Annotated in this window: 20 protein-coding genes, 2 tRNA genes and 2 other annotated features; all 22 genes read right to left on the reverse strand. The window is 37.0% G+C overall.

Annotation, left to right across the window (positions count from 1 at the left end; all coding sequences use genetic code 11):
• Nucleotides 1-77: 77 nt before the first annotated feature.
• Nucleotides 78-3,623 (reverse strand): DNA-directed RNA polymerase subunit beta', encoded by a 3,546-nt coding sequence (gene rpoC, locus NSA47_RS06690; protein ID WP_257530248.1) that lies wholly within the window; start codon nucleotides 3,621-3,623, stop codon nucleotides 78-80.
• Nucleotides 3,624-3,779: 156 nt separating this feature from the next.
• Nucleotides 3,780-7,481, reverse strand: a complete 3,702-nt coding sequence (gene rpoB / locus NSA47_RS06695) for a DNA-directed RNA polymerase subunit beta (RefSeq protein WP_257530250.1) — start codon at nucleotides 7,479-7,481, stop codon at nucleotides 3,780-3,782.
• Nucleotides 7,482-7,820: 339 nt separating this feature from the next.
• Complete coding sequence (gene rplL, locus NSA47_RS06700) at nucleotides 7,821-8,204, reverse strand: 50S ribosomal protein L7/L12 (protein WP_257530253.1); 384 nt, start codon at nucleotides 8,202-8,204, stop codon at nucleotides 7,821-7,823.
• 36 nt (nucleotides 8,205-8,240) lie between these two features.
• The gene (gene rplJ, locus NSA47_RS06705) at nucleotides 8,241-8,768 is read right to left on the reverse strand and encodes a 50S ribosomal protein L10 (protein ID WP_257530255.1); all 528 of its coding nucleotides are present in this window, start codon (nucleotides 8,766-8,768) and stop codon (nucleotides 8,241-8,243) included.
• Between the two features lie 47 nt (nucleotides 8,769-8,815).
• Nucleotides 8,816-8,947: a sequence feature (ribosomal protein L10 leader region), on the reverse strand.
• A 64-nt stretch (nucleotides 8,948-9,011) separates the two neighbouring features.
• A complete protein-coding gene (gene rplA, locus NSA47_RS06710; protein WP_257530257.1) occupies nucleotides 9,012-9,701 on the reverse strand; it encodes a 50S ribosomal protein L1 in 690 nt (229 codons plus the stop codon).
• Between the two features lie 49 nt (nucleotides 9,702-9,750).
• The gene (gene rplK, locus NSA47_RS06715) at nucleotides 9,751-10,176 is read right to left on the reverse strand and encodes a 50S ribosomal protein L11 (protein WP_257530259.1); all 426 of its coding nucleotides are present in this window, start codon (nucleotides 10,174-10,176) and stop codon (nucleotides 9,751-9,753) included.
• A gap of 51 nt (nucleotides 10,177-10,227) precedes the next feature.
• Nucleotides 10,228-10,752, reverse strand: a complete 525-nt coding sequence (gene nusG / locus NSA47_RS06720) for a transcription termination/antitermination protein NusG (protein ID WP_257530261.1) — start codon at nucleotides 10,750-10,752, stop codon at nucleotides 10,228-10,230.
• A 16-nt stretch (nucleotides 10,753-10,768) separates the two neighbouring features.
• Complete coding sequence (gene secE / locus NSA47_RS06725; protein ID WP_257530263.1) at nucleotides 10,769-10,999, reverse strand: preprotein translocase subunit SecE; 231 nt, start codon at nucleotides 10,997-10,999, stop codon at nucleotides 10,769-10,771.
• A 54-nt stretch (nucleotides 11,000-11,053) separates the two neighbouring features.
• Nucleotides 11,054-11,203 carry a 50S ribosomal protein L33 gene (gene rpmG / locus NSA47_RS06730; RefSeq protein ID WP_257530265.1) on the reverse strand — a complete coding sequence of 50 codons (150 nt, stop codon included), beginning with the start codon at nucleotides 11,201-11,203 and terminating at the stop codon, nucleotides 11,054-11,056.
• Between the two features lie 311 nt (nucleotides 11,204-11,514).
• Nucleotides 11,515-12,708 (reverse strand): elongation factor Tu, encoded by a 1,194-nt coding sequence (gene tuf / locus NSA47_RS06735; protein ID WP_257530267.1) that lies wholly within the window; start codon nucleotides 12,706-12,708, stop codon nucleotides 11,515-11,517.
• A 108-nt stretch (nucleotides 12,709-12,816) separates the two neighbouring features.
• Nucleotides 12,817-12,892: transfer RNA gene (locus NSA47_RS06740), tRNA-Thr, on the reverse strand.
• A gap of 9 nt (nucleotides 12,893-12,901) precedes the next feature.
• Nucleotides 12,902-12,986: transfer RNA gene (locus NSA47_RS06745), tRNA-Tyr, on the reverse strand.
• A gap of 86 nt (nucleotides 12,987-13,072) precedes the next feature.
• The gene (sigH, locus tag NSA47_RS06750) at nucleotides 13,073-13,699 is read right to left on the reverse strand and encodes an RNA polymerase sporulation sigma factor SigH (protein WP_306811129.1); all 627 of its coding nucleotides are present in this window, start codon (nucleotides 13,697-13,699) and stop codon (nucleotides 13,073-13,075) included.
• Between the two features lie 91 nt (nucleotides 13,700-13,790).
• Nucleotides 13,791-14,303 (reverse strand): NYN domain-containing protein, encoded by a 513-nt coding sequence (locus tag NSA47_RS06755; RefSeq protein ID WP_257530271.1) that lies wholly within the window; start codon nucleotides 14,301-14,303, stop codon nucleotides 13,791-13,793.
• A gap of 15 nt (nucleotides 14,304-14,318) precedes the next feature.
• The gene (gene rlmB, locus NSA47_RS06760; RefSeq protein WP_257530273.1) at nucleotides 14,319-15,113 is read right to left on the reverse strand and encodes a 23S rRNA (guanosine(2251)-2'-O)-methyltransferase RlmB; all 795 of its coding nucleotides are present in this window, start codon (nucleotides 15,111-15,113) and stop codon (nucleotides 14,319-14,321) included.
• Nucleotides 15,114-15,156: 43 nt separating this feature from the next.
• On the reverse strand, nucleotides 15,157-15,618 hold the full coding sequence (locus NSA47_RS06765) for a Mini-ribonuclease 3 (protein ID WP_373370310.1): 462 nt from the start codon (nucleotides 15,616-15,618) through the stop codon (nucleotides 15,157-15,159).
• A 3-nt stretch (nucleotides 15,619-15,621) separates the two neighbouring features.
• Nucleotides 15,622-17,016, reverse strand: coding sequence for a cysteine--tRNA ligase (cysS, locus tag NSA47_RS06770; RefSeq protein WP_257530275.1), 1,395 nt, complete (start codon nucleotides 17,014-17,016; stop codon nucleotides 15,622-15,624).
• Entirely contained in the window at nucleotides 17,003-17,674 is a 672-nt protein-coding gene (epsC, locus tag NSA47_RS06775) for a serine O-acetyltransferase EpsC (RefSeq protein WP_257530277.1), read from the reverse strand. Before epsC ends, cysS begins: the two co-directional genes overlap by 14 nt.
• Before the next feature lie 347 nt (nucleotides 17,675-18,021).
• Nucleotides 18,022-18,229, reverse strand: a binding site (T-box leader).
• Nucleotides 18,230-18,302: 73 nt separating this feature from the next.
• Entirely contained in the window at nucleotides 18,303-19,187 is an 885-nt protein-coding gene (locus NSA47_RS06780) for a DUF1002 domain-containing protein (protein WP_257530279.1), read from the reverse strand.
• A gap of 58 nt (nucleotides 19,188-19,245) precedes the next feature.
• On the reverse strand, nucleotides 19,246-19,632 hold the full coding sequence (locus tag NSA47_RS06785; RefSeq protein WP_257530281.1) for a protease complex subunit PrcB family protein: 387 nt from the start codon (nucleotides 19,630-19,632) through the stop codon (nucleotides 19,246-19,248).
• An 84-nt stretch (nucleotides 19,633-19,716) separates the two neighbouring features.
• Entirely contained in the window at nucleotides 19,717-20,187 is a 471-nt protein-coding gene (gene ispF / locus NSA47_RS06790; protein ID WP_257530283.1) for a 2-C-methyl-D-erythritol 2,4-cyclodiphosphate synthase, read from the reverse strand.
• A gap of 78 nt (nucleotides 20,188-20,265) precedes the next feature.
• Complete coding sequence (locus NSA47_RS06795; RefSeq protein WP_257530285.1) at nucleotides 20,266-20,580, reverse strand: bh protein; 315 nt, start codon at nucleotides 20,578-20,580, stop codon at nucleotides 20,266-20,268.
• Nucleotides 20,581-20,650 lie beyond the last annotated feature (70 nt).

Below are 20,650 nucleotides of genomic sequence, written 5' to 3' on the forward strand. Positions count from 1 at the left end.
CCTTCCTATTTCATAAGAAAGATCTCTAAAAATGCACACTTTATAAGTTTAGCATTTCGCTGTGATGCTGTCAATAATTAATTCTCTTCTTCCTCAATATCAACTTCTTCTAGTAATTCTTGTTGTAACTCCTCTTCACCAGCAATTTTAATATTTCTATATTTCTTCATTCCTGTTCCTGCGGGCACTAATTTACCAATAATTACATTTTCTTTTAGACCAATTAATGGATCAATTTTACCCTTTATAGCTGCTTCAGTAAGAACTCTGGTGGTCTCCTGGAAGGATGCGGCAGATAGGAAAGAATCTGTGGCTAGGGAAGCTTTGGTAATTCCCAATAATACTCGCTTTGCCACTGCTGGTTCTTTATTTGAAGCCTGTGCCTTTTTATTTTCTTCTTCAAAAGTGAAGATATCAATTAATCCTCCGGGTAATAAATCAGTATCTCCGGATTCATCTACTTTTATTTTTCTAAGCATTTGTCTTACGATAACTTCAATATGCTTATCATTAATATCTACTCCTTGCAATCTGTATACCATTTGCACTTCTTTTAGTAGATATTGTTGTACTCCTTCTACACCCTTAATACTTAGGATATCATGGGGATTGACAGAACCTTCGGTGATTTCATCTCCAGCTTCTATAGTATCTCCTTGGAAAACTTTCAACCGTGAACCATAGGGAATCAAATAGTTTTTGGTGTCCCCGTCTTCTCCTACTACCACAATTTCTTTTTTCTTTTTGGTTTCTTTTATTTGTACTGTTCCTGCAATCTCTGAAATAATAGCCAAACCTTTAGGCTTTCTAGCCTCGAATAGTTCTTCTACCCTTGGCAAACCTTGAGTAATATCATCTCCGGCTACCCCTCCAGTGTGGAAAGTACGCATGGTAAGTTGGGTTCCTGGTTCTCCAATAGATTGGGCTGCAATGATACCAACCGCTTCTCCCGTCTGCACCTTATCTCCAGTAGCTAAGTTGTTTCCGTAGCATTTCGCACATACTCCAATCTTTGACTGACAATTAAGCACTGTACGGATCAGGACAGATTTTATACCTAAAGATACAATTTTCTCTGCCATATCATAATCAATCAGCTCATTTTTTTCCACCAATACTTCTCCTGTTTCAGGATGTTTAATATCTTCAAAGGCATATCTACCCGCTATACGATCCTGTAAGCCTTCAATGATTTCTGTTCCATTTTTTATATCGGTAACACGATTTCCGTGGGTTGTTCCACAATCATCTTCTCTAATGATAACATCCTGACTAACATCTACAAGTCTTCTTGTCAAATATCCTGAGTCCGCTGTTCTAAGGGCTGTATCCGCTAGACCTTTTCTGGCCCCATGGGTAGAAATAAAGAACTCCATAACATTTAATCCTTCTCTAAAGTTAGAGCGTATAGGTAATTCGATAATTCTACCTGAAGGGTTAGCCATAAGTCCCCTCATTCCCGCCAACTGACGTATCTGGTTTTTACTACCTCTAGCACCAGAGGACGCCATCATGTTGATTGGATTTAAAGGCTCTAAGTTTTCCATCAAGGCATTGGTAACTTTTTCGGTGGTTTTAGTCCAGGTACTAATAACTTTTTCATATCTTTCCTCTTCAGATATAAGTCCTCTTCGGAATATTTTCTGAATTTTATCTACTTCTTGATCTGCACTAGAGAGTAATTCTTGTTTTTTCTCCGGTACAATCATGTCACTTACCCCTACAGTTACTGCACCCTTTGTAGAGTAGAAAAATCCAGTTCGCTTGATTTCATCTAATACCATAGAAGTAGTCGCAGACCCAAGTTTTCTAAAGCATTTATCTGCAATTTTAGATAACATTTTTTTGTCTACAATTGTATCTATTTCTAATACAAACTCATTGTCAGGATTGCTTCTGTCAACAAAGCCTAAGTTTTGTGGTATATTTTCATTAAATATGAATCTTCCCACTGTACTTTCTACAATTCTAGATTTTTTCTCACCATTTACTTCCTTGGTCATTCTTACTTTTACCCTAGCATGAATGCCCACTTCTCCAACTTGATAAGCCATTAGCATTTCATCAAAATCTGTAAATACCTTACCTTCACCTTTTTCTCCCTTAACTTCTACAGTCAGGTAGTAAGAACCCAATACCATATCCTGAGTAGGGCTGACTACTGGTCCCCCATCCTGAGGTTTTAGTATGTTGTTGGCTGCTAACATTAAAAATCTAGCTTCAGCCTGGGCTTCCATGGATAAAGGTACGTGTACCGCCATCTGGTCCCCATCAAAGTCAGCATTATAGGCTGTACAAACAAGGGGATGTAGTTTTATAGCTCTACCTTCTACCAATACAGGTTCAAAGGCTTGAATTCCTAGTCTATGCAGAGTAGGGGCACGATTTAGGAGTACAGGGTGTTCTTTGATTACTTCCTCTAGGACATCCCATACTTCGGGTTTTACTCGTTCCACCATTCTTTTTGCACTTTTAATATTGTGGGCATAGTTTTTATTTACCAACTCTTTCATAACAAAAGGTTTGAATAATTCTATAGCCATTTCCTTAGGAAGTCCACATTGGAACATTTTTAATTCAGGGCCTACTACAATTACCGAACGTCCAGAATAATCTACACGTTTTCCTAAAAGGTTTTGGCGGAAACGTCCCTGTTTCCCTTTAAGCATATCACTTAAGGATTTTAGTGGTCTATTTCCTGGTCCTGTTACCGGTCTTCCTCTACGGCCATTGTCAATCAATGCATCCACAGCTTCTTGTAACATTCTTTTTTCATTACGGACGATAATGTCAGGGGCTTCTAAATCCAATAGTCTTTTCAGTCGATTATTACGATTGATGACCCTTCTATACAAATCATTTAAATCAGAAGTGGCAAAACGTCCTCCATCTAATTGAACCATAGGCCTAAGTTCTGGTGGAATGACGGGCACAACTTCTAATATCATCCATTCTGGTTTATTGCCTGAGGTTCTAAAGGCTTCTACCGCCTCTAATCTTCTAACTGTTCGAATTCGCTTTTGGCCAGTACTGTCCTTTAAGTCTACTTTTAGTTCCTTGGACAAAGCCTCTAAATCAATAGTTGCTAGTAATTCTTGTACGGCTTCGGCACCCATTCCTGCACGGAATTCATTGCCGTATTTGTCTACCGCTTCCCGATATTCTCTTTCGCTTAGTAATTGTTTAGCCACTAATGCTGTTTTTCCTGGATCAATAACTACATAGGAAGCGAAATATAAAATCTTTTCTAAGGATCGTGGAGACATATCTAAGATTAAGCCCATTCGGCTAGGTATTCCTTTAAAATACCAAATATGAGATACTGGTGCCGCCAGTTCAATATGTCCCATTCTTTCTCTTCTTACCTTTGAGCGAGTTACTTCTACCCCACATCGATCACAGACAATGCCTTTATATCTTACTCTTTTATATTTTCCACAATGGCATTCCCAATCTTTTTGAGGTCCAAAGATTTTTTCACAAAATAGACCTTCTTTTTCCGGTTTTAGCGTACGATAATTTATGGTTTCAGGTTTTTTTACTTCTCCCCTTGACCATTCTCTAATTTTTTCTGGTGAAGCTAATCCAATTCGTATGGCTTGAAAATTGTTCAATTCATTCAAGGAGTGTCTCTCCCTTCTTTGTTCCAAATTTTGTATTGCACCTAATTATCATAGTCAAGAAAACCACAAAGAATAGAAGGGTTTCTGTGTAATCTCCACAGAAACCATATCTTACACCTTTGCTTTTATTATATATTATAGAATGATTTTTTAAAGTTAATCCTCAATATCATCAATGTCGTCCATATCCTCATCGAGGTCAGATATATCTTTTAATACATCGTCTATATCAAAATCTTCTTCCTCCTGATCTTCCTCTTCCTCTTCATACTCTTCCTCAGGCATATCTTCTTCATTTCCTTCAATATTTACTTCCAATTCTTCTAACCCTATATCCTCATCATCCTCTTTGATTTCTAATTCTTCATTTTCATCGGTGATGATTTTAATGTTTAGGGCCAAACTTTGTAATTCTTTGATTAATACCTTAAAGGATTCAGGAACACCTGGTTCAGGAATATTTTCTCCCTTTACAATCGATTCATAGGTTTTAACCCTTCCTACCACATCGTCAGACTTTACGGTAAGGATTTCCTGTAGGGTATGAGCTGCACCGTAAGCTTCCAGCGCCCACACCTCCATCTCTCCAAAACGTTGTCCTCCAAACTGTGCCTTTCCTCCAAGAGGTTGTTGAGTAACCAAGGAATAGGGGCCTGTTGATCGAGCATGAATTTTATCGTCAACTAAGTGGGCTAGTTTTAGAATATACATATATCCCACTGTTACTTCCTGATCAAAGGGCTCTCCCGTTCTACCATCATAAAGTTGGATTTTTCCATCGGCATCATATCCAGCTTTTTCTAAGGTAGCCATAATATCATCTTCATTGGCTCCATCGAATACTGGGGTTGCTATATGCCAGTTTAGCGCTTTAGCGGCTAATCCTAAATGGACCTCCAATACCTGACCGATATTCATACGGGAGGGTACCCCTAGAGGATTTAGTACAATTTCTAAAGGTGTTCCATCAGGTAGGAAAGGCATATCTTCCTCTGGTAGAATCCTAGAGATAACCCCTTTATTTCCGTGACGTCCAGCCATTTTATCCCCTACAGAAATTTTTCTCTTTTGGGCGATATATACACGGACTAATTGATTCACTCCAGGAGGCAATTCATCTCCGTTTTCCCTTGTAAAGACTTTTACATCTACAACCATTCCCGCTTCTCCATGGGGAACTCTTAGGGAGGTATCTCTTACTTCTCTAGCTTTTTCTCCAAAAATTGCTCTTAACAATCTTTCTTCTGCAGTAAGTTCTGTTTCACCCTTAGGGGTAACCTTTCCTACCAGGATATCATTAGATCTTACCTCTGCTCCAATTCTGATAATTCCTCTTTCATCTAGGTCCTTTAGTGCTTCTTCGCCTACATTGGGAATATCCCGGGTAATTTCCTCTGGTCCCAATTTGGTGTCCCTAGCTTCTGATTCATATTCCTCAATATGAATGGATGTAAATACATCATCTTTCACTAATTTTTCACTGATTAAAATGGCATCTTCATAGTTATAGCCTTCCCAGGTCATAAAGCCCATTAGAATATTTCGTCCTAAGGCAATCTCCCCTTGTTCTGTGGAAGGTCCATCCGCTAAAATATCTCCCTTTTTAACCACGTCACCTTTTTTGATAATAGGTTTTTGATTTATGCAAGTCCCTTGGTTTGATCGTATAAATTTCAGCATAGTATAACGCTCTTTTTGACCGTTATCATCCCTCTTTAGGATGATTTCCCTTGCAGTAACTTTATCAATGACCCCATCGGCCTTTGCTAATATACAAACTCCTGAATCTTTAGCTGCTTTATGTTCTATACCGGTACCAATAATCGGTGCTTCCGGACGCAGTAGAGGTACTGCCTGTCGTTGCATATTGGCTCCCATAAGGGCTCTATTGGCGTCATCATTTTCCAAGAAAGGAATCATTGCCGTAGCAACTGAAACAATTTGCTTAGGAGAAATATCCATAAAATCTATTTCTGAAGGTGGTGCTACAACAACCTCTCTTTTGATCCCTGCTCTAGCGATAACTTTTTTATCTACAAATTGGCTTTCCTCATCTAAAGGCTCATTAGCCTGGGCTATTGTATAATGTCCTTCTTCATCAGCAGCCAAGTATACAATTTCATCTGTTACAACTTCCCTTTCCTGATCTACTTTACGGAAGGGTGCTTCAATAAATCCATATTCATTGATTCTAGCATAGGTACTCAAAGATCCAATAAGACCGATATTCGGTCCCTCTGGAGTTTCAATAGGGCACATTCTTCCATAGTGAGAGTGATGCACGTCCCTAACTTCAAAACCAGCTCTTTCCCTACTTAGGCCTCCTGGCCCCAATGCCGACAATCTTCTCTTGTGGGTTAATTCTGCCAGTGGATTAGTCTGATCCATGAACTGGGATAGCTGAGAGCTACCGAAAAATTCCTTCATAGCTGCGACTACCGGTCGAATGTTAATCAAGGCTTGGGGAGTAACCACTTCAATATCCTGTATGGTCATTCTTTCCCTTACCACTCTTTCCATTCTAGAAAGTCCAATTCTAAATTGGTTCTGAAGTAATTCGCCCACTGACCTTAGTCTTCTATTGCCTAAGTGATCTATATCATCAATATCTCCAATGCCATAGTCCAACCCTAAGTTGTAATTGATAGAGGCCATCATATCTGAAATAACAATATGTTTTGGAATTAATTTATCCATTTGGTCCTTGATAGCTTCTTTAAATTCTTCTTCTCTTTGGTAGTTATTGATAATTTCTTTTAATACGGAATAATCCACCATCTCATTTATGTTCAAATCATCTAAGTAATATGGTAAGCCTAATTTTCGGATATCTACAAAACCATTCCCTATAACTTTAATCTCTTTATCTTCATACCTTATATTTACGGCATTGATGCCTGTGTTTTGTATATCCCAAGCTTTTTCTCTAGAAATTTTCTCATCTTTTTCTACTAATACTTCCCCTGTTTCAGGATGTACGATGTTTTCTGCTGCTATTTTTCCAAAAATTCGATTAGCCAAGGCTAATTTTTTATTTAGCTTATGTCTACCCACTCTAGCCAAATCATATCTTTTGGGATCAAAAAACATAGAATATAATAAAGATTTGGCACTATCTACTGTAGGTGGCTCACCGGGTCTAAGTCTTTTGTATATTTCTAACAACCCTTCTTCTACAGAGTTTGTGCTGTCTTTATCCAGAGTAGCCAATAATTTTGGTTCTTCACCTAAAAGCTCTATAATTTCCTGATCTGTACCATAACCCATAGCACGGGTCAAAACAGTTATTGGAAGTTTCCTTGTTCTGTCAATACGAACAGATACAATATCATTGGAGTCTGTCTCGTATTCCAACCATGCACCACGGTTAGGGATCACTTGAGCGGAATGCAATCTTTTACCAGTTTTATCAATTGTTTCAGAATAGTATGCTCCTGGTGAACGAACTAATTGGCTTACAATTACCCTTTCTGCACCATTAATAATAAAGGTTCCATTTTCGGTCATTAGAGGGAAATCCCCCATAAATACCTCTTGTTCCTTTACTTCTCCGGTTTCTTTATTGATAAGTCTAACCTTCGCTTTTAATGGCGCCGAATAAGTTACATCCCTTTCCTTACTATCTTCCACAGTATACTTTGGATTTTCATCTAGTGCATAGTCCGCAAACTCTAAAATTAAATTTCCTGTATAATCTTGAATGGGGGATATATCCTCAAATACCTCTTTTAAACCTTCACCTAAAAACCATTGATAAGACTCTTTCTGAATTTCTATTAAGTTTGGCATATCCAAAATTTCGTCAATTCTTGAATAGCTCATCCTCATTCTTTTTCCCAATTGGACAGGATGGACCATCCGCACTCACCCCTTACTTATAAAGTAAAATAGCCAAAAGCTGCACATACTCATATACCTTGTGTAACCTTTGGTTTTCTTTTCCACTAAAATAGACTACCTACTGTATTATCACCAGCCATATTAAATTTATACAAAAATAGGCAAATTTAACCTACCAATGCAATTTACAATACTAACACAACTTGTCAATAGTGTCAATAGGTAATTTGATTATTTTAGATCTTATTCAGGACATCCTAGGGGACTCCTATCTATATTTACCCACAATCATCTATTAGTAAAAAAGAAAGGTACTCTGATTTCAGAGTGCCTTTCTTGGGAAGTTCATAAAATTAATTACTTAACTTCTACTTTTGCTCCAACTTCTTCTAATTTAGTTTTTAAGCTTTCAGCATCTTCTTTGCTAATGCCTTCTTTAACAGCTTTTGGAGCATTATCTACTAATTCTTTAGCTTCTTTTAAGCCTAAGCCAGTTGCTTCTCTAACAACTTTGATTACTTTGATTTTTTGTGCTCCAGCTTCAGCTAGAACTACATCAAATTCTGTTTTTTCTTCAGCAGCTTCTTGAGCTCCACCAGCAGCTGGTGCAGCAGCTACAGCCATAGGTGCAGCAGCGCTTACTCCAAATTCTTCTTCTAATGCTTTTACTAATTCAGATAATTCTAATACAGTCATATTTTTAACTTCTTCGATTAATTGAGTTACTTTTTCGTTTGCCATTTTATAATTCCCTCCAGATTTTTTAAGTTTTTTGTTTTAAGCTTGAGCTTCTTTTTGTTCTTTAACACCATTTAAGGCATATACTAAGTTACGTACAGTTCCTTGTAGTACATTAGCAAATCCAGCGATAGGTGCGTTGAATCCACCAAGTACTTTGGCAATAAGAACTTCTCTTGGTGGTAAGGCTGCAAGTTCTTTGATTCCTGCTAGATCTATAACATCTCCATCTACCATACCTGCCTTAATTTCTAAGTCCTTATGTTCTTTTGCAAAATCCGCAATGATTTTTGCCGCGGATACGGGATCTTCCATTCCGAAAGCAACGGCTGTAGGTCCTACTAGATAATCTAATAAACCTTCATAGCCTACTTCCTTAACAGCTAATCTCATTAAAGTGTTTTTATAGACTTTATAGTCTACTCCCTCAGCTCTAAATTTCGCCCGAAGTTCAGTGATCTCTTCAACATCTAATCCACGGTAATCTACTAAAACTGCAGATTGAGCCGTTTGAAATTTGTCTGTTATTTCTCCTACTAATTGCTTTTTAATGTCTAAGTTTGACATTCGGTGCTCCACCTCCTCTGCCATCAGCACTAAGTTATTTATGGCTTCTAATCATTAAAAAAGCCCTCTTCGCAGACACAGTCGAAGAAAGGCTCTAATATCAAAGTTATTAGTCCATCCCCTCGGTAGGAAATTAAGCTTTTCGCACCTACTGTCTACGGTTCAAGTAAATCATTATTTATTTCAAACACCATAAATTATAACATTTTGATGTTCAGTTGTCAACAAATTAATTTCAATATCTTATATTCTCGCAGGGTTAATTTTAATTCCTGGACCCATTGTACTTGATATGGAAACACTTCTTAGATATTGTCCCTTTGCAGCTGCTGGTTTTGCTTTAATTACAGCGTCTAGCAAAGTGCTAAAGTTATCTTGAAGTTTTTCTGTGCCAAAAGAAGCTTTTCCTAAGGGCACGTGGATAATGTTTGTTTTATCCAATCTATATTCAACCTTACCTGCTTTTATATCTTTTACGGCTTTTTCTACCTCAAAGGTTACCGTTCCAGATTTAGGGTTAGGCATTAATCCCTTTGGTCCAAGAACTCGTCCTAGTCTACCTACAACACCCATCATGTCCGGTGTAGCCACAATAACATCAAAATCAAACCAGTTTTCCTTTTGAATTTTTTCTAGGAATTCTTCTGCACCAACATAATCTGCTCCTGCTGCTTGGGCTTCAGCTACTTTGTCACCCTTTGCAAATACTAATACTTTTACTTCTTTACCTGTTCCATGGGGCAAAACAATGGCTCCACGGACTTGTTGATCCGCATGTCTGGAGTCAACACCCAATCGAATATGAGCTTCTATGGTTTCATCAAATTTAGCTGTTGCTGTCTTTTGTACAAGTTCAATTGCTTCGTTAACATCATATAGATGTTCACGATCTACTAATTTTGAATTTTCTAGATATTTCTTTCCTTTTTTCATGGTAAATCCTCCCTTGTGGTATTATCGGTTTCCCTCCCACGAAATTAACTTACTCTTCTACGGTAATGCCCATGCTTCTAGCTGTTCCTGCAATCATGTTCATTGCAGCCTCAACAGAAGCAGCATTTAAGTCTTGCATTTTTAATTCTGCAATTTCTCTAACTTTATCTTTACTTACTTTTGCTACTTTTTCTCTATTAGGTACTCCTGAACCACTTTCTATTCCCGCAGCTTTTTTTAGTAAAACAGCAGCTGGTGGAGTTTTTGTAATAAAGCTAAAAGATCTATCAGCATATACTGTGATCACTACAGGAATAATCATCCCTGCTTGCTTTGCAGTTTTTTCATTGAATTCTTTACAGAAACCCATTATATTTACACCATGTTGTCCTAAAGCTGGACCTACTGGTGGAGCTGGAGTAGCTTTTCCAGCTGGAATTTGCAATTTAATTAATCCCATTACTTTTTTGGCCATGTTCTGCACCTCCTTAATATGTTTAAGTATGGATATATTTAAAATATTTTTCTACATCTTTTGGACTTGCTCAAATCCCAGTTCTACGGGAGTTTCTCTACCGAACATGGATATGTTCACTTTTATTTTTTGTCTTTCAGAATTTACTTCTTCTACTACACCAATAAAGTTTTCAAAGGGGCCAGAAATCACCTTTACACTGTCTCTAATAGAAATGTTTAAAACAGGCACCTTTTCTTGAATTCCCATACTTTTCAGTTCAGCATCAGACAAAGGCACAGGTTTAGAACCAGGTCCTACAAAACCTGTAACTCCACGCGTATTACGAACAATATACCAAGATTCATCCGTCATGATCATTTTAATCATCACATAGCCTGGAAAAACTTTTTTCATGCTAACTTTCTTTTTTCCATTCTTCATTTCCACTTGCTCATGCATAGGAACAGTGACTTCTTGTATAATGTCCTGCATATTTCTGTTTTCTACTGCTGCTTCAATATTTACTTTTACCTTATTTTCATACCCAGAATAAGTATGGGCTACATACCACCTTGCCTTGTTTTCGCTTTCCATATTTACCCCTTCTCTTTTACTTAATAATCAATTTGAGCATTCTCCCTAAACCCAAGTCCATTAACCACACTGCAAAAGAAACAACTGCCACTGAAGAAATCACAACCAATGTATGTTGTCCTAATTCTTTTCTAGTTGGCCAACTTACCTTTTTAAGTTCATACCATACACCTTTAAAAAATTTACCTATTTTGAATCTTTTTTCCTTGCTTTTTCCCTTCCCCTTGCCTTTTGCATCCTTTGCCAACGGCTCCACATCCTTTTACATTACATTTTAGGATTGAATTTTATAAAAACACAACTATTTTGTTTCTTTATGCACTGTATGAGTTTTGCAGAATTTACAATACTTATTCATTTCCAGTCTATCTGGATCATTCTTTTTATTTTTCATTGTATGGTAATTTCTTTGTTTACATTCAGTACATGCCAAGGTAACTTTTACTCGCACTACCTACACCTCCCGCTATTTCCATTTGCTATGGTGTATCTAATTCGCCCTTATTATTAGATATACTTTACCATTTTTCCTTTTTTTTGTTACTTTATAAAATTTATCATAATTTTTATTTTGTGTCAATAAAAAGTACTCGGTCTACATATTTACTATTATAACAACCTACGACTGTTCTATACCTCTCCAATGGGGTAAAAGTATTTGGAGGTTTTCACAGGAAAGGGCTAGGTTATTTCCTAGCCCTTATTCTATGAATATCCCTTGCTTTCCTATTGGAAATTTATTTTTTTCTTTATACTCAGGAATTACTCAATAATAGAAGCAACAACACCTGCTCCTACTGTTCTTCCACCTTCACGAATAGCAAATCTTAGTCCTTCTTCAATAGCTATAGGAGTGATTAGGTCGATTTCCATAGTAATGTTATCTCCTGGCATTACCATTTCTACACCTTCTCCTAATTCAATTATTCCAGTTACGTCTGTTGTTCTAAAGTAGAATTGTGGTCTGTATCCATTAAAGAATGGAGTATGTCTTCCACCTTCTTCTTTAGTCAATACGTAAATCTCAGATGTGAATTTTGTATGAGGCTTGATAGATCCTGGCTTTGCTAATACTTGACCTCTTTCAATATCTTCTCTTTGTACCCCTCTTAAAAGTACTCCGATATTATCTCCCGCTTGGGCTTGGTCTAGTAGTTTTCTAAACATTTCTACTCCAGTTACTACGATCTTTCTGGACTCTTCTGTTAAGCCTACGATTTCTACTTCGTCTTGTACTTTTACGATTCCTCTTTCTACTCTTCCTGTAGCTACTGTTCCTCTACCTGTGATAGAGAATACGTCCTCTACTGGCATCAAGAAAGGTTGGTCTACTGGTCTTTCTGGCTCTGGAATGTACTCATCACATGCTTGCATTAACTCTACGATTTTGTCTCCCCACTCGCTATCTGGATCTTCTAATGCTTTTAAAGCAGATCCAATTACGATTGGTGTGTCATCTCCTGGGAATTCATATTCGCTTAGTAATTCTCTTACTTCCATTTCAACCAATTCTAATAATTCTTCGTCATCTACCATGTCTGCTTTGTTTAAGAATACTACGATATATGGTACCCCTACTTGTCTGGATAGTAGGATATGTTCTCTTGTTTGTGGCATTGGACCATCTGCTGAGGATACTACTAGGATTGCTCCATCCATTTGGGCTGCTCCAGTGATCATGTTTTTAACGTAGTCAGCATGACCTGGGCAGTCTACGTGAGCATAGTGACGATTGTCTGTTTCGTACTCTACGTGAGATGTGGAAATGGTAATTCCTCTTTCTCTCTCTTCTGGTGCTTTATCAATGTTGTCATAGCTCATAACTTGTCCTGATCCAAATCTTTTGTTTAATACTGTAGTAATCGCTGCTGTTAATGTTGTTTTACCATGGTCTACGTGACCTATTGTCCCTATATTTACGTGGGGTTTTGTTCTTTCAAATCTTTCCTTTGCCATTTTTGTTATCCTCCTTTGCAAATTCAAAATATGTATAAGATATAAGCTACTTTCCTTCCATGAACACTCTACCGGGTGTTTCACGAAATAGAAAACAATTAATAAAAATGGAGCCCACGACCGGACTTGAACCGGAGACCCCCACCTTACCAAGGTGGTACTCTACCGTCTGAGCTACGTGGGCAAATATTTATGGTGGAGGGAGAAGGATTCGAACCTTCGAAGGCTCCGCCGGCAGATTTACAGTCTGCTCCCTTTGGCCGCTCGGGAATCCCTCCGTGACTACCATTATATAATACTAGATATTATTTAGGCTGTCAAATGATTTTTGCCTTTTCCTTTTGTTATTTTTTAGCACTTATAATTACATATCTCTATCTTCTAAATAAGTCTCTAATTTTCTTTTTACTCTTTGTAAAGCATTATCTATGGATTTCACTTGTCTATCTAGGTCTACAGCGATTTCCTGATAGGATTTTCCTTGTAAATAGGACATCAAGACTTCCCATTCTAAGTCACTTAAAATTTCTCCTATCTTACTTTTAATCGAACTTAATTCTTCCCTACTTATAATGAGTTCTTCAGGATCTAAGATTTTCGAACCTGCTAATACATCTAATAAGGTACGGTCAGACTCTTCATCATATATGGGTTTATTTAGGGACACATAGGAATTAAGCGGAATATGTTTTTGCCTAGTTGCTGTTTTTATGGCCGTAATAATTTGCCTGGTAATGCATAACTCTGCAAAGGCCCTGAAAGAAGATAATTTATCCGCCCGAAAATCTCTTACAGCCTTGTATAAACCGATCATACCCTCTTGGACAATATCCTCTCTATCGGCCCCAATTAAAAAATAGGATCTTGATTTTGCTCTTACAAAATTTCTGTATTTATTGATGATAGCCTCTAGAGCTATCCTATCCCCTTCATTTGCAAGAATGACTAATTCTTCGTCCATTAAAATGTTGTCATCTATTTTTTGCTGCAGTTCTGCATTTAATTCCACATTATCGCCCCCAACCTTATTCTTTGGACAAGTCATATCAACATTATACCTGAATGAAGAAAGAAACGTCAAGCTAGTCCTTTCTTCTTCTCCACTGCTCCAACTTTTTTAGGATATGAGGATCTAGTCCATGGGTTATATTATTAAATCCATGTTTTTGATTAAGATACCTTTTTCTCATCCGGCTTTGAGCAAACATGACTTCTTTTTCTAGCTCCCTTGCGGATATTCTTGTGCCTCCACTGGATAATACCGTTTGTTGTTCTGCCCAATCAGAAGTGGCCACTTGGACAAAATGCAATCTTGAAAGTTGATATACCCTTTTTTCTATGTAACTATCTGCAGTTTGATGTTCTTTCGTAAAAACAACTTTAATTTCATTGATGGTTCTCTTGGTTCCGCTATTTCCTTTCACTAAATGACCATCAAATACAATAATAACCTCTACTCCCTTGTATGCTTTATAGTTAGCCAACATCTCAATTAATTTTTCCCTAGCCTCTTCCATACTATATTGGGCTCTATCTTGTAATGCAGACCAACTATTGATAATATTGTATCCATCAATAATTAAAAAAGATTTCACCTCTCCTTCTCCTTATTAACCTTGATTCCTTTGTCGTCTTACTTCATACATGAGAATAGCCCCGGCAACTGCTGCATTTAGGGAAGAGACTTGTCCCACCATAGGGATTTTTAGTAGGAAGTCACATTTTTCTTTGACCAGTCTTCCCAATCCTTTTCCTTCACTTCCAATAACTAGAGCCATGGGTCCTTTTAAATCAGCTTCATAATAATATTGTTGGCCACTCATTTCTGCTCCTGCTACCCAGAAGCCTTCTTCCTTTAATAAATCAATGGTTTGAGATATATTGGTAACTTTAGCTACGGGCACATATTCAATAGCACCAGCTGAACTCTTGGCTACAACAGGGGTTAGACCTACTGCTCTTCTTTTAGAAACAATCACTCCATGGGCACCACAAGCATCCGCTGTTCTCAATATGGAGCCTAGGTTATGAGGATCAGTAATTTCATCTAGAACAATTAGAAAGGGGGCCTCTCCCTTTGCCTTTGCATCTTCTATCATATCGGTAACCTCCACATACCCATGGGCTGAAGTGATGGCTATCACGCCTTGGTGGGCATGGGATTGAGACATCTCATCTAATTTATGTCTATCCACATACTGTATAACTATCCTTTCTTCCTTAGCAATACCAATGATTTCTTTAATAGAACCCGTCAATTCCCCCTTGGCTACCATTATTTTTTCCATGGGTCTTGCTGCTCTTAATGCTTCGATCACAGGATTGCGACCTTCTATTTGATTGGAGATATCCTTTTGTTCATTATCCTGTTTTTGCTTATTTTTGTGTCTGCTTTCTTTTTTCATGACCATTCTCCTCGTATTTAAAATTGTGATAGAAGATAGTCCTCTATAGCCTATCTTCTATCTGCCTTTCAATAAATTCAATGGATTGAGCGATGATATTTGCTAATCTTTCCTGACGCTTCATAAGATATAAATAACCTACAAGAGCCTCATATCCCGTAGCATAATGATAATCCGATATGTTGGCATTTTTAGGGGAGGTATTGGATTTACTATTTCTCCCCCTTTTGACTATGGTAATCTCTTCTTCTGTTAAAGTATCCATCAGATAGTGAACTATGGTTGCCTGGGCTTTAGCCTTTACAAATTGAGTGGCTTTTTTGTGCAGCTGATTTACCCCTGTTTTTTGTATATTAACGAGATATTTTCGAATATGCACTTCATAAACAGCATCCCCTATGTATGCTAATACTAGGGGATTTAGGCCTTTAATATCCTTTTCGCTTAAAGACATTTCCATTGTTTTTATGATTTTTTCTTGATGTGTATCTTTTAGATTTTCCATGGGCTACACTCGCTTCCATTTGACGCCTTGGGGTGTGTCTTCTATAAGAATACCCATATCTTTTAATTCATCTCTTATTTTGTCAGACAATGCCCAATTTTTTTCTTTTCTAGCCTGTTGTCTTTCTTTGATCAGTTCTTCAATTTTTTCATCTAACTTCTCTTCTTTTTGATGCACTATACCTAGTACATCAGTTAATTCCATAAATAATGTATAAGCCTTGTTAATTGTAGTTTGGCTTTTATGGACATCTAAATACCTATTCATTTCCTTTACTAATTCAAATATAGCCGCTAAAGCATCTGCAGTATTGATATCATCTTCCATTTCTTTTTTAAATTGCTCTTTATAGGAATGCAAACTTTCTGTCCATTGCACTTCCTCAGGGGTGGGTGCTGTAGGCTGGGTATTTTTCATTAAATACTCTGCGTTATTTTTAGCATTATATAATCTATCCAGTGCATTTTTGGATTGTTCTAAGAGTTCTTTGCTAAAGTTTACAGGATTTCTGTAGTGAGCCGACAACATAAATAGTCTAACTACCTCTAAATCAAATTGTTTGCTAATATCCCTAACGGTAAAAAAGTTCCCCAAGGATTTCGACATTTTTTGGTTCTCTATATTGATATATCCGTTATGAATCCAGTATCTTGCAAAGGGTTCTTGATGGGCTCCTTCAGACTGGGCAATTTCATTTTCATGGTGAGGGAAAATCAAATCCTGTCCACCCCCGTGGATATCTATAGTCTCTCCTAGATATTTTTTTGCCATGACTGAACACTCTATATGCCACCCTGGTCTACCCAATCCCCAAGGACTTTCCCATGCCGGCTCTCCTGGCTTTTGTTTTTTCCATAGGGCGAAATCCATAGGATGTTCTTTTTCTTCACTGACCTGTATCCTAGCTCCCATGTTCAAATCCTCTAAATTTTGTCTAGATAATTTGCCATAATCCTCAAACTTTGCAGCTCTATAATATACATTTCCCTCTACATTATAGGCCAATTCCTTTTTTTCTAGCTCTTTGATCATTTCTATAATTTCAGGAATGTTTTCACTTACCCTAGGATGAACGGTGGCTCGTCGTATTCCTAAAGCATCTGCATCCATGAAATACTCTTTGATGTATTTTTCAGCTACTTCCTCTGAGGTTATTCCTTCCTGCTGGGCTCGATTAATAATTTTATCATCCACATCTGTAAAGTTTTGAATATAGGTAACATCGTATCCTACATATTCAAAATATCTTCTCAAGACATCAAAAATGATGAAGGGACGAGCATTGCCTATGTGAAAAAAATTATATACTGTAGGTCCACATACATACATATTTATCTTTCCAGGATTTAATGGTATAAATTCTTCTTTTTTTCTTGTAAGGGTACTAAACAGTTTCATTATTTTTTCCTCCTTCCAAATTCCTTATTTTTCCCTCTAATTCTTGTATTCTTCTCCTAAGACATTCTAGTTGTTGTCCTACAGGATCGGGAAGATTGGTTTGATCTAAATCTATTGAGTTTTTTATAGCAGCTACTTTTTGATTATCTTTCACTACCACCACTCCTGGTATACCTACTACTGTACAATTGGGAGGGACTTCCTTTAATACTACTGATCCCGCACCTATTTTTGAGTTCTCTCCCACCTTAAAGGGCCCCAATATCTTTGCTCCACTGCTAATCACTACATTGTCACCAATAGTAGGATGTCTTTTCCCTACCTCTTTTCCAGTCCCACCTAAGGTGGCTCCCTGGTAGATGGTTACATTGTCTCCCACCTCAGCAGTTTCACCGATAACCACACCCATGCCATGATCTATAAATAGTTTTTTTCCTATTTTTGCACCAGGGTGGATTTCAATTCCTGTTAGAAAGCGACTGCATTGGGATATGAATCTGGCGATAAAGAAAAACTTCTTTTTATAAAACCAATGAGCTATTCTATGAAAGATTACTGCATGAATTCCTGGATAATTTATTAAAATTTCTAAAACATTTCTTGCCGCCGGATCTCTTTCCTTAACAGCATTTATATCTTCTCTAAGGGTTCTAAACAAATTTGATCACCTCACCTATTTTTACTACCAAAAGAACAGCAAAGAAGGCTATTCTAGAGCCTCTCTTGACCACAGCCAGAGAAATTCTCCTACAACTCCCTCTTGTTTATTCAATAGAAAAGTAGGACTTTCCTCAGGTTATTGAAAAAGTCCCGTTTTATGTCATTCTGAATGTAGCGTAGCGGAGTGAAGAATCCTAAACCAGCTTAAATGCTAGATTCTTCGCTATGCTCAGAATGACAAATTCAGGTATTTCCCTTTATATATGGTTTTTCCACCGTCTCAGGAAAACTTTACTTTCTTATTGAATTTTTAAAATAAAAAAGTCTCTATATCTTAATAAATGATATAGAGACGAAATTATCGCGGTCCCACTCTATTTGAGTTAAACTCCTCTTGCGGTTTGTAACGGAACAACCCGTTTCTCCCTACTTTTTTCAGGGGAAAGACTCTTAGGTGCACTTCAGTGTTTTAGGGAACAAAGTCACTTTCAGCCTATTGATGACTTTTCTCTGGGATATAAAACCACCTACTTTTCCTAATCAACGCCATGGTACTATTTTCTATTATTTATCATTATAAGGGCAGTATGCCAAATGGTCAAATGTTTTTTATCTACCCTTAGGTTCTATTTAAACATATTGCTTATGCTCTGTATCAATTGATTGAAAAGATCCACTATTTTGCCCAAAAAGGACTTAACTTCTTGGTTGTTTTCTGTAATTTCTTTAGCCCTTTCGCCAATCTTTGATACTTGTTTTTTCAAGTCATCAATATTAATATCTATATTATTAATTTTCTTCATTAATTGTGTCAATTGTTTTAATTGATCTTCATTTAATTTAATATTTAAATCATGTTGTATTTCAATAATGATTTTTTTAATTTCTTCTGGGTCTTTTATTTTCTTTTCTACGACTTCTTCTTTTACTCTTTTAATTAATTCAGCAGCTTTTTCTTTATTTCCTATGTCTTCCCCTAAGTCTCCTGTAATAACCATTTCTTCATTGGCTATTTTTTTTGCACTTTCATCAAGTTTGACCCCTTTTATTTGCTCAAAGGCTTTTAGGATTCCTGTAAGGGCTCCTGTACCTGAGACATTAAAGGGGGCTGCTGCAATCACTTTGGCATCCTTCACTCCAGCAGTCACTAAGGCATTTTCATACATTTCTTTTGTTACCCAATTAATATTATAAGTTTCTACTTCAATTCCTTCTCCAGCTTTTAATTCCCTTACATAGGCGGAGGACATTGTTTTATTTCCTATTTTGTCTATAGCGCTAGTTCCCTTTAAATATTCAGCTTCCTCTTGGATGGTTACTCGAATTAAATGTACATCTTCAGGCTGTATATCCATCAGCTTAAGGATTTGTTGTTCTTGCTCTTTAGTTAAATCTGCTCCTAGAGACACCACGGGTTGTATCTCATCAGCCTTAACCATATTTCCTATGGGCATAATCAAAAGCATCATAATAAATGTCATGGTTATTAATCTATAGATATGTTTATTCATTTTTCCCCTCCTCATTTTTGTGTATCTTTTCTGGCAGGATAGTTCTTCCTATTTTTTATTATACCCTAACTTCTTCCTCAATCTTAGCAATTTGAAGAATTTTGTGATCAATATTTTTAAAAATGATTTCTTTGGGCAAATCCTTTTTATCCTGGACATCAATTTTTACAATGGATATGGGTAGGGATATCGCTTGGGCCACCTTTTTCCCTTTAGGGGGATTTTTTTGCTCCATAATGACTTCCCATTGATCTGTTTTTATTGGGTTTATATTCTGAATGTTTATTTGATACCCCAAAGTATTTTTTTGCCCCAAACTTGCTACCAGATAGAGTGCACCTTCGTGAAGAAAAATTTCATAAAACTCCTCTTGACTTCTTTTTTTTATTTCTTTTTCAATTAGGGTAGGTGCGTTTCGTATCCATTGTATTCTCCCTTCTTTCATTAAACCCACCTCCAAATAATATAAATGCTAAAAAAATATACCTACTATATTCATATGTGAATCTAGCATTGTGTTTCATCTTTTTTAGCTTTTTAACAAACTTATACAGTAACTAGAGATTCCTTCTTCCCGTCCGACAAAGCCCAGCCTTTCTGTAGTAGTGGCTTTAATGTTTATTTGGTTCTTGGATATCTTTAACAAATCCGCTATATTTTCTCTCATTTCTTCTATGTAAGGAGCTAGTTTTGGCTTTTGTGCTGCGATTGTGGCATCAATGTTGCCTATTTCATATCCTTGTTGTTCAATTAGATTCATTACCTGTTTTAAAAGCTCCATACTGGATATGCCCTTATATTGAGGGTCTGTATCTGGAAAATGTTGTCCGATATCTCCCAGAGCAGCGGCTCCTAATAGACTATCCATAATTCCGTGGATCAATACATCGGCATCGGAATGGCCTAATAACCCTTTTTCATAGGGGATAGTCACTCCTCCTAGGATAAGTTTTCTTTCTCGGCCAAAGGCATGTACATCATATCCCATTCCAATTCTCATCTATTTTCCTCCTCTACCTACAATAAAGAAAACCCCTTTTGCGAAGAAAAGGGATGTAGGCTTGGTTATTTATTTTCTTTAATCATGTTTTTGATGGTAGAACTCTTTAATTAGTCGATAGGGTTTAGAGATTACTCTATAGGGCAGTCGGGAGAAAAACACCCCAATATCCGCTTCCATTTCCTTAGTCATTCTGGAAGGCTTGCTGAGTACCCGCTCGATAATCTCCTCTTTATAATGTTGTTGCACATATTCATGATCTACCATGATAGCGACACCACATTTTTCACATTGTATGCTTTCTATTTTATTCTGTTTATATATAATGGTATGTTGAGTATCTTCATCACAATGCAGACAAAATAACATTGCATTTAATTTGCTATTTGCCATATTCCCCACCTCTTTTTATGATTCTATTATATTCTTTAATGGATTGTATGTCAAAATTTGATAGAAAATC

It is taken from the genome of Irregularibacter muris (assembly GCF_024622505.1).
Classification (GTDB): domain Bacteria; phylum Bacillota; class Clostridia; order Eubacteriales; family Garciellaceae; genus Irregularibacter; species Irregularibacter muris.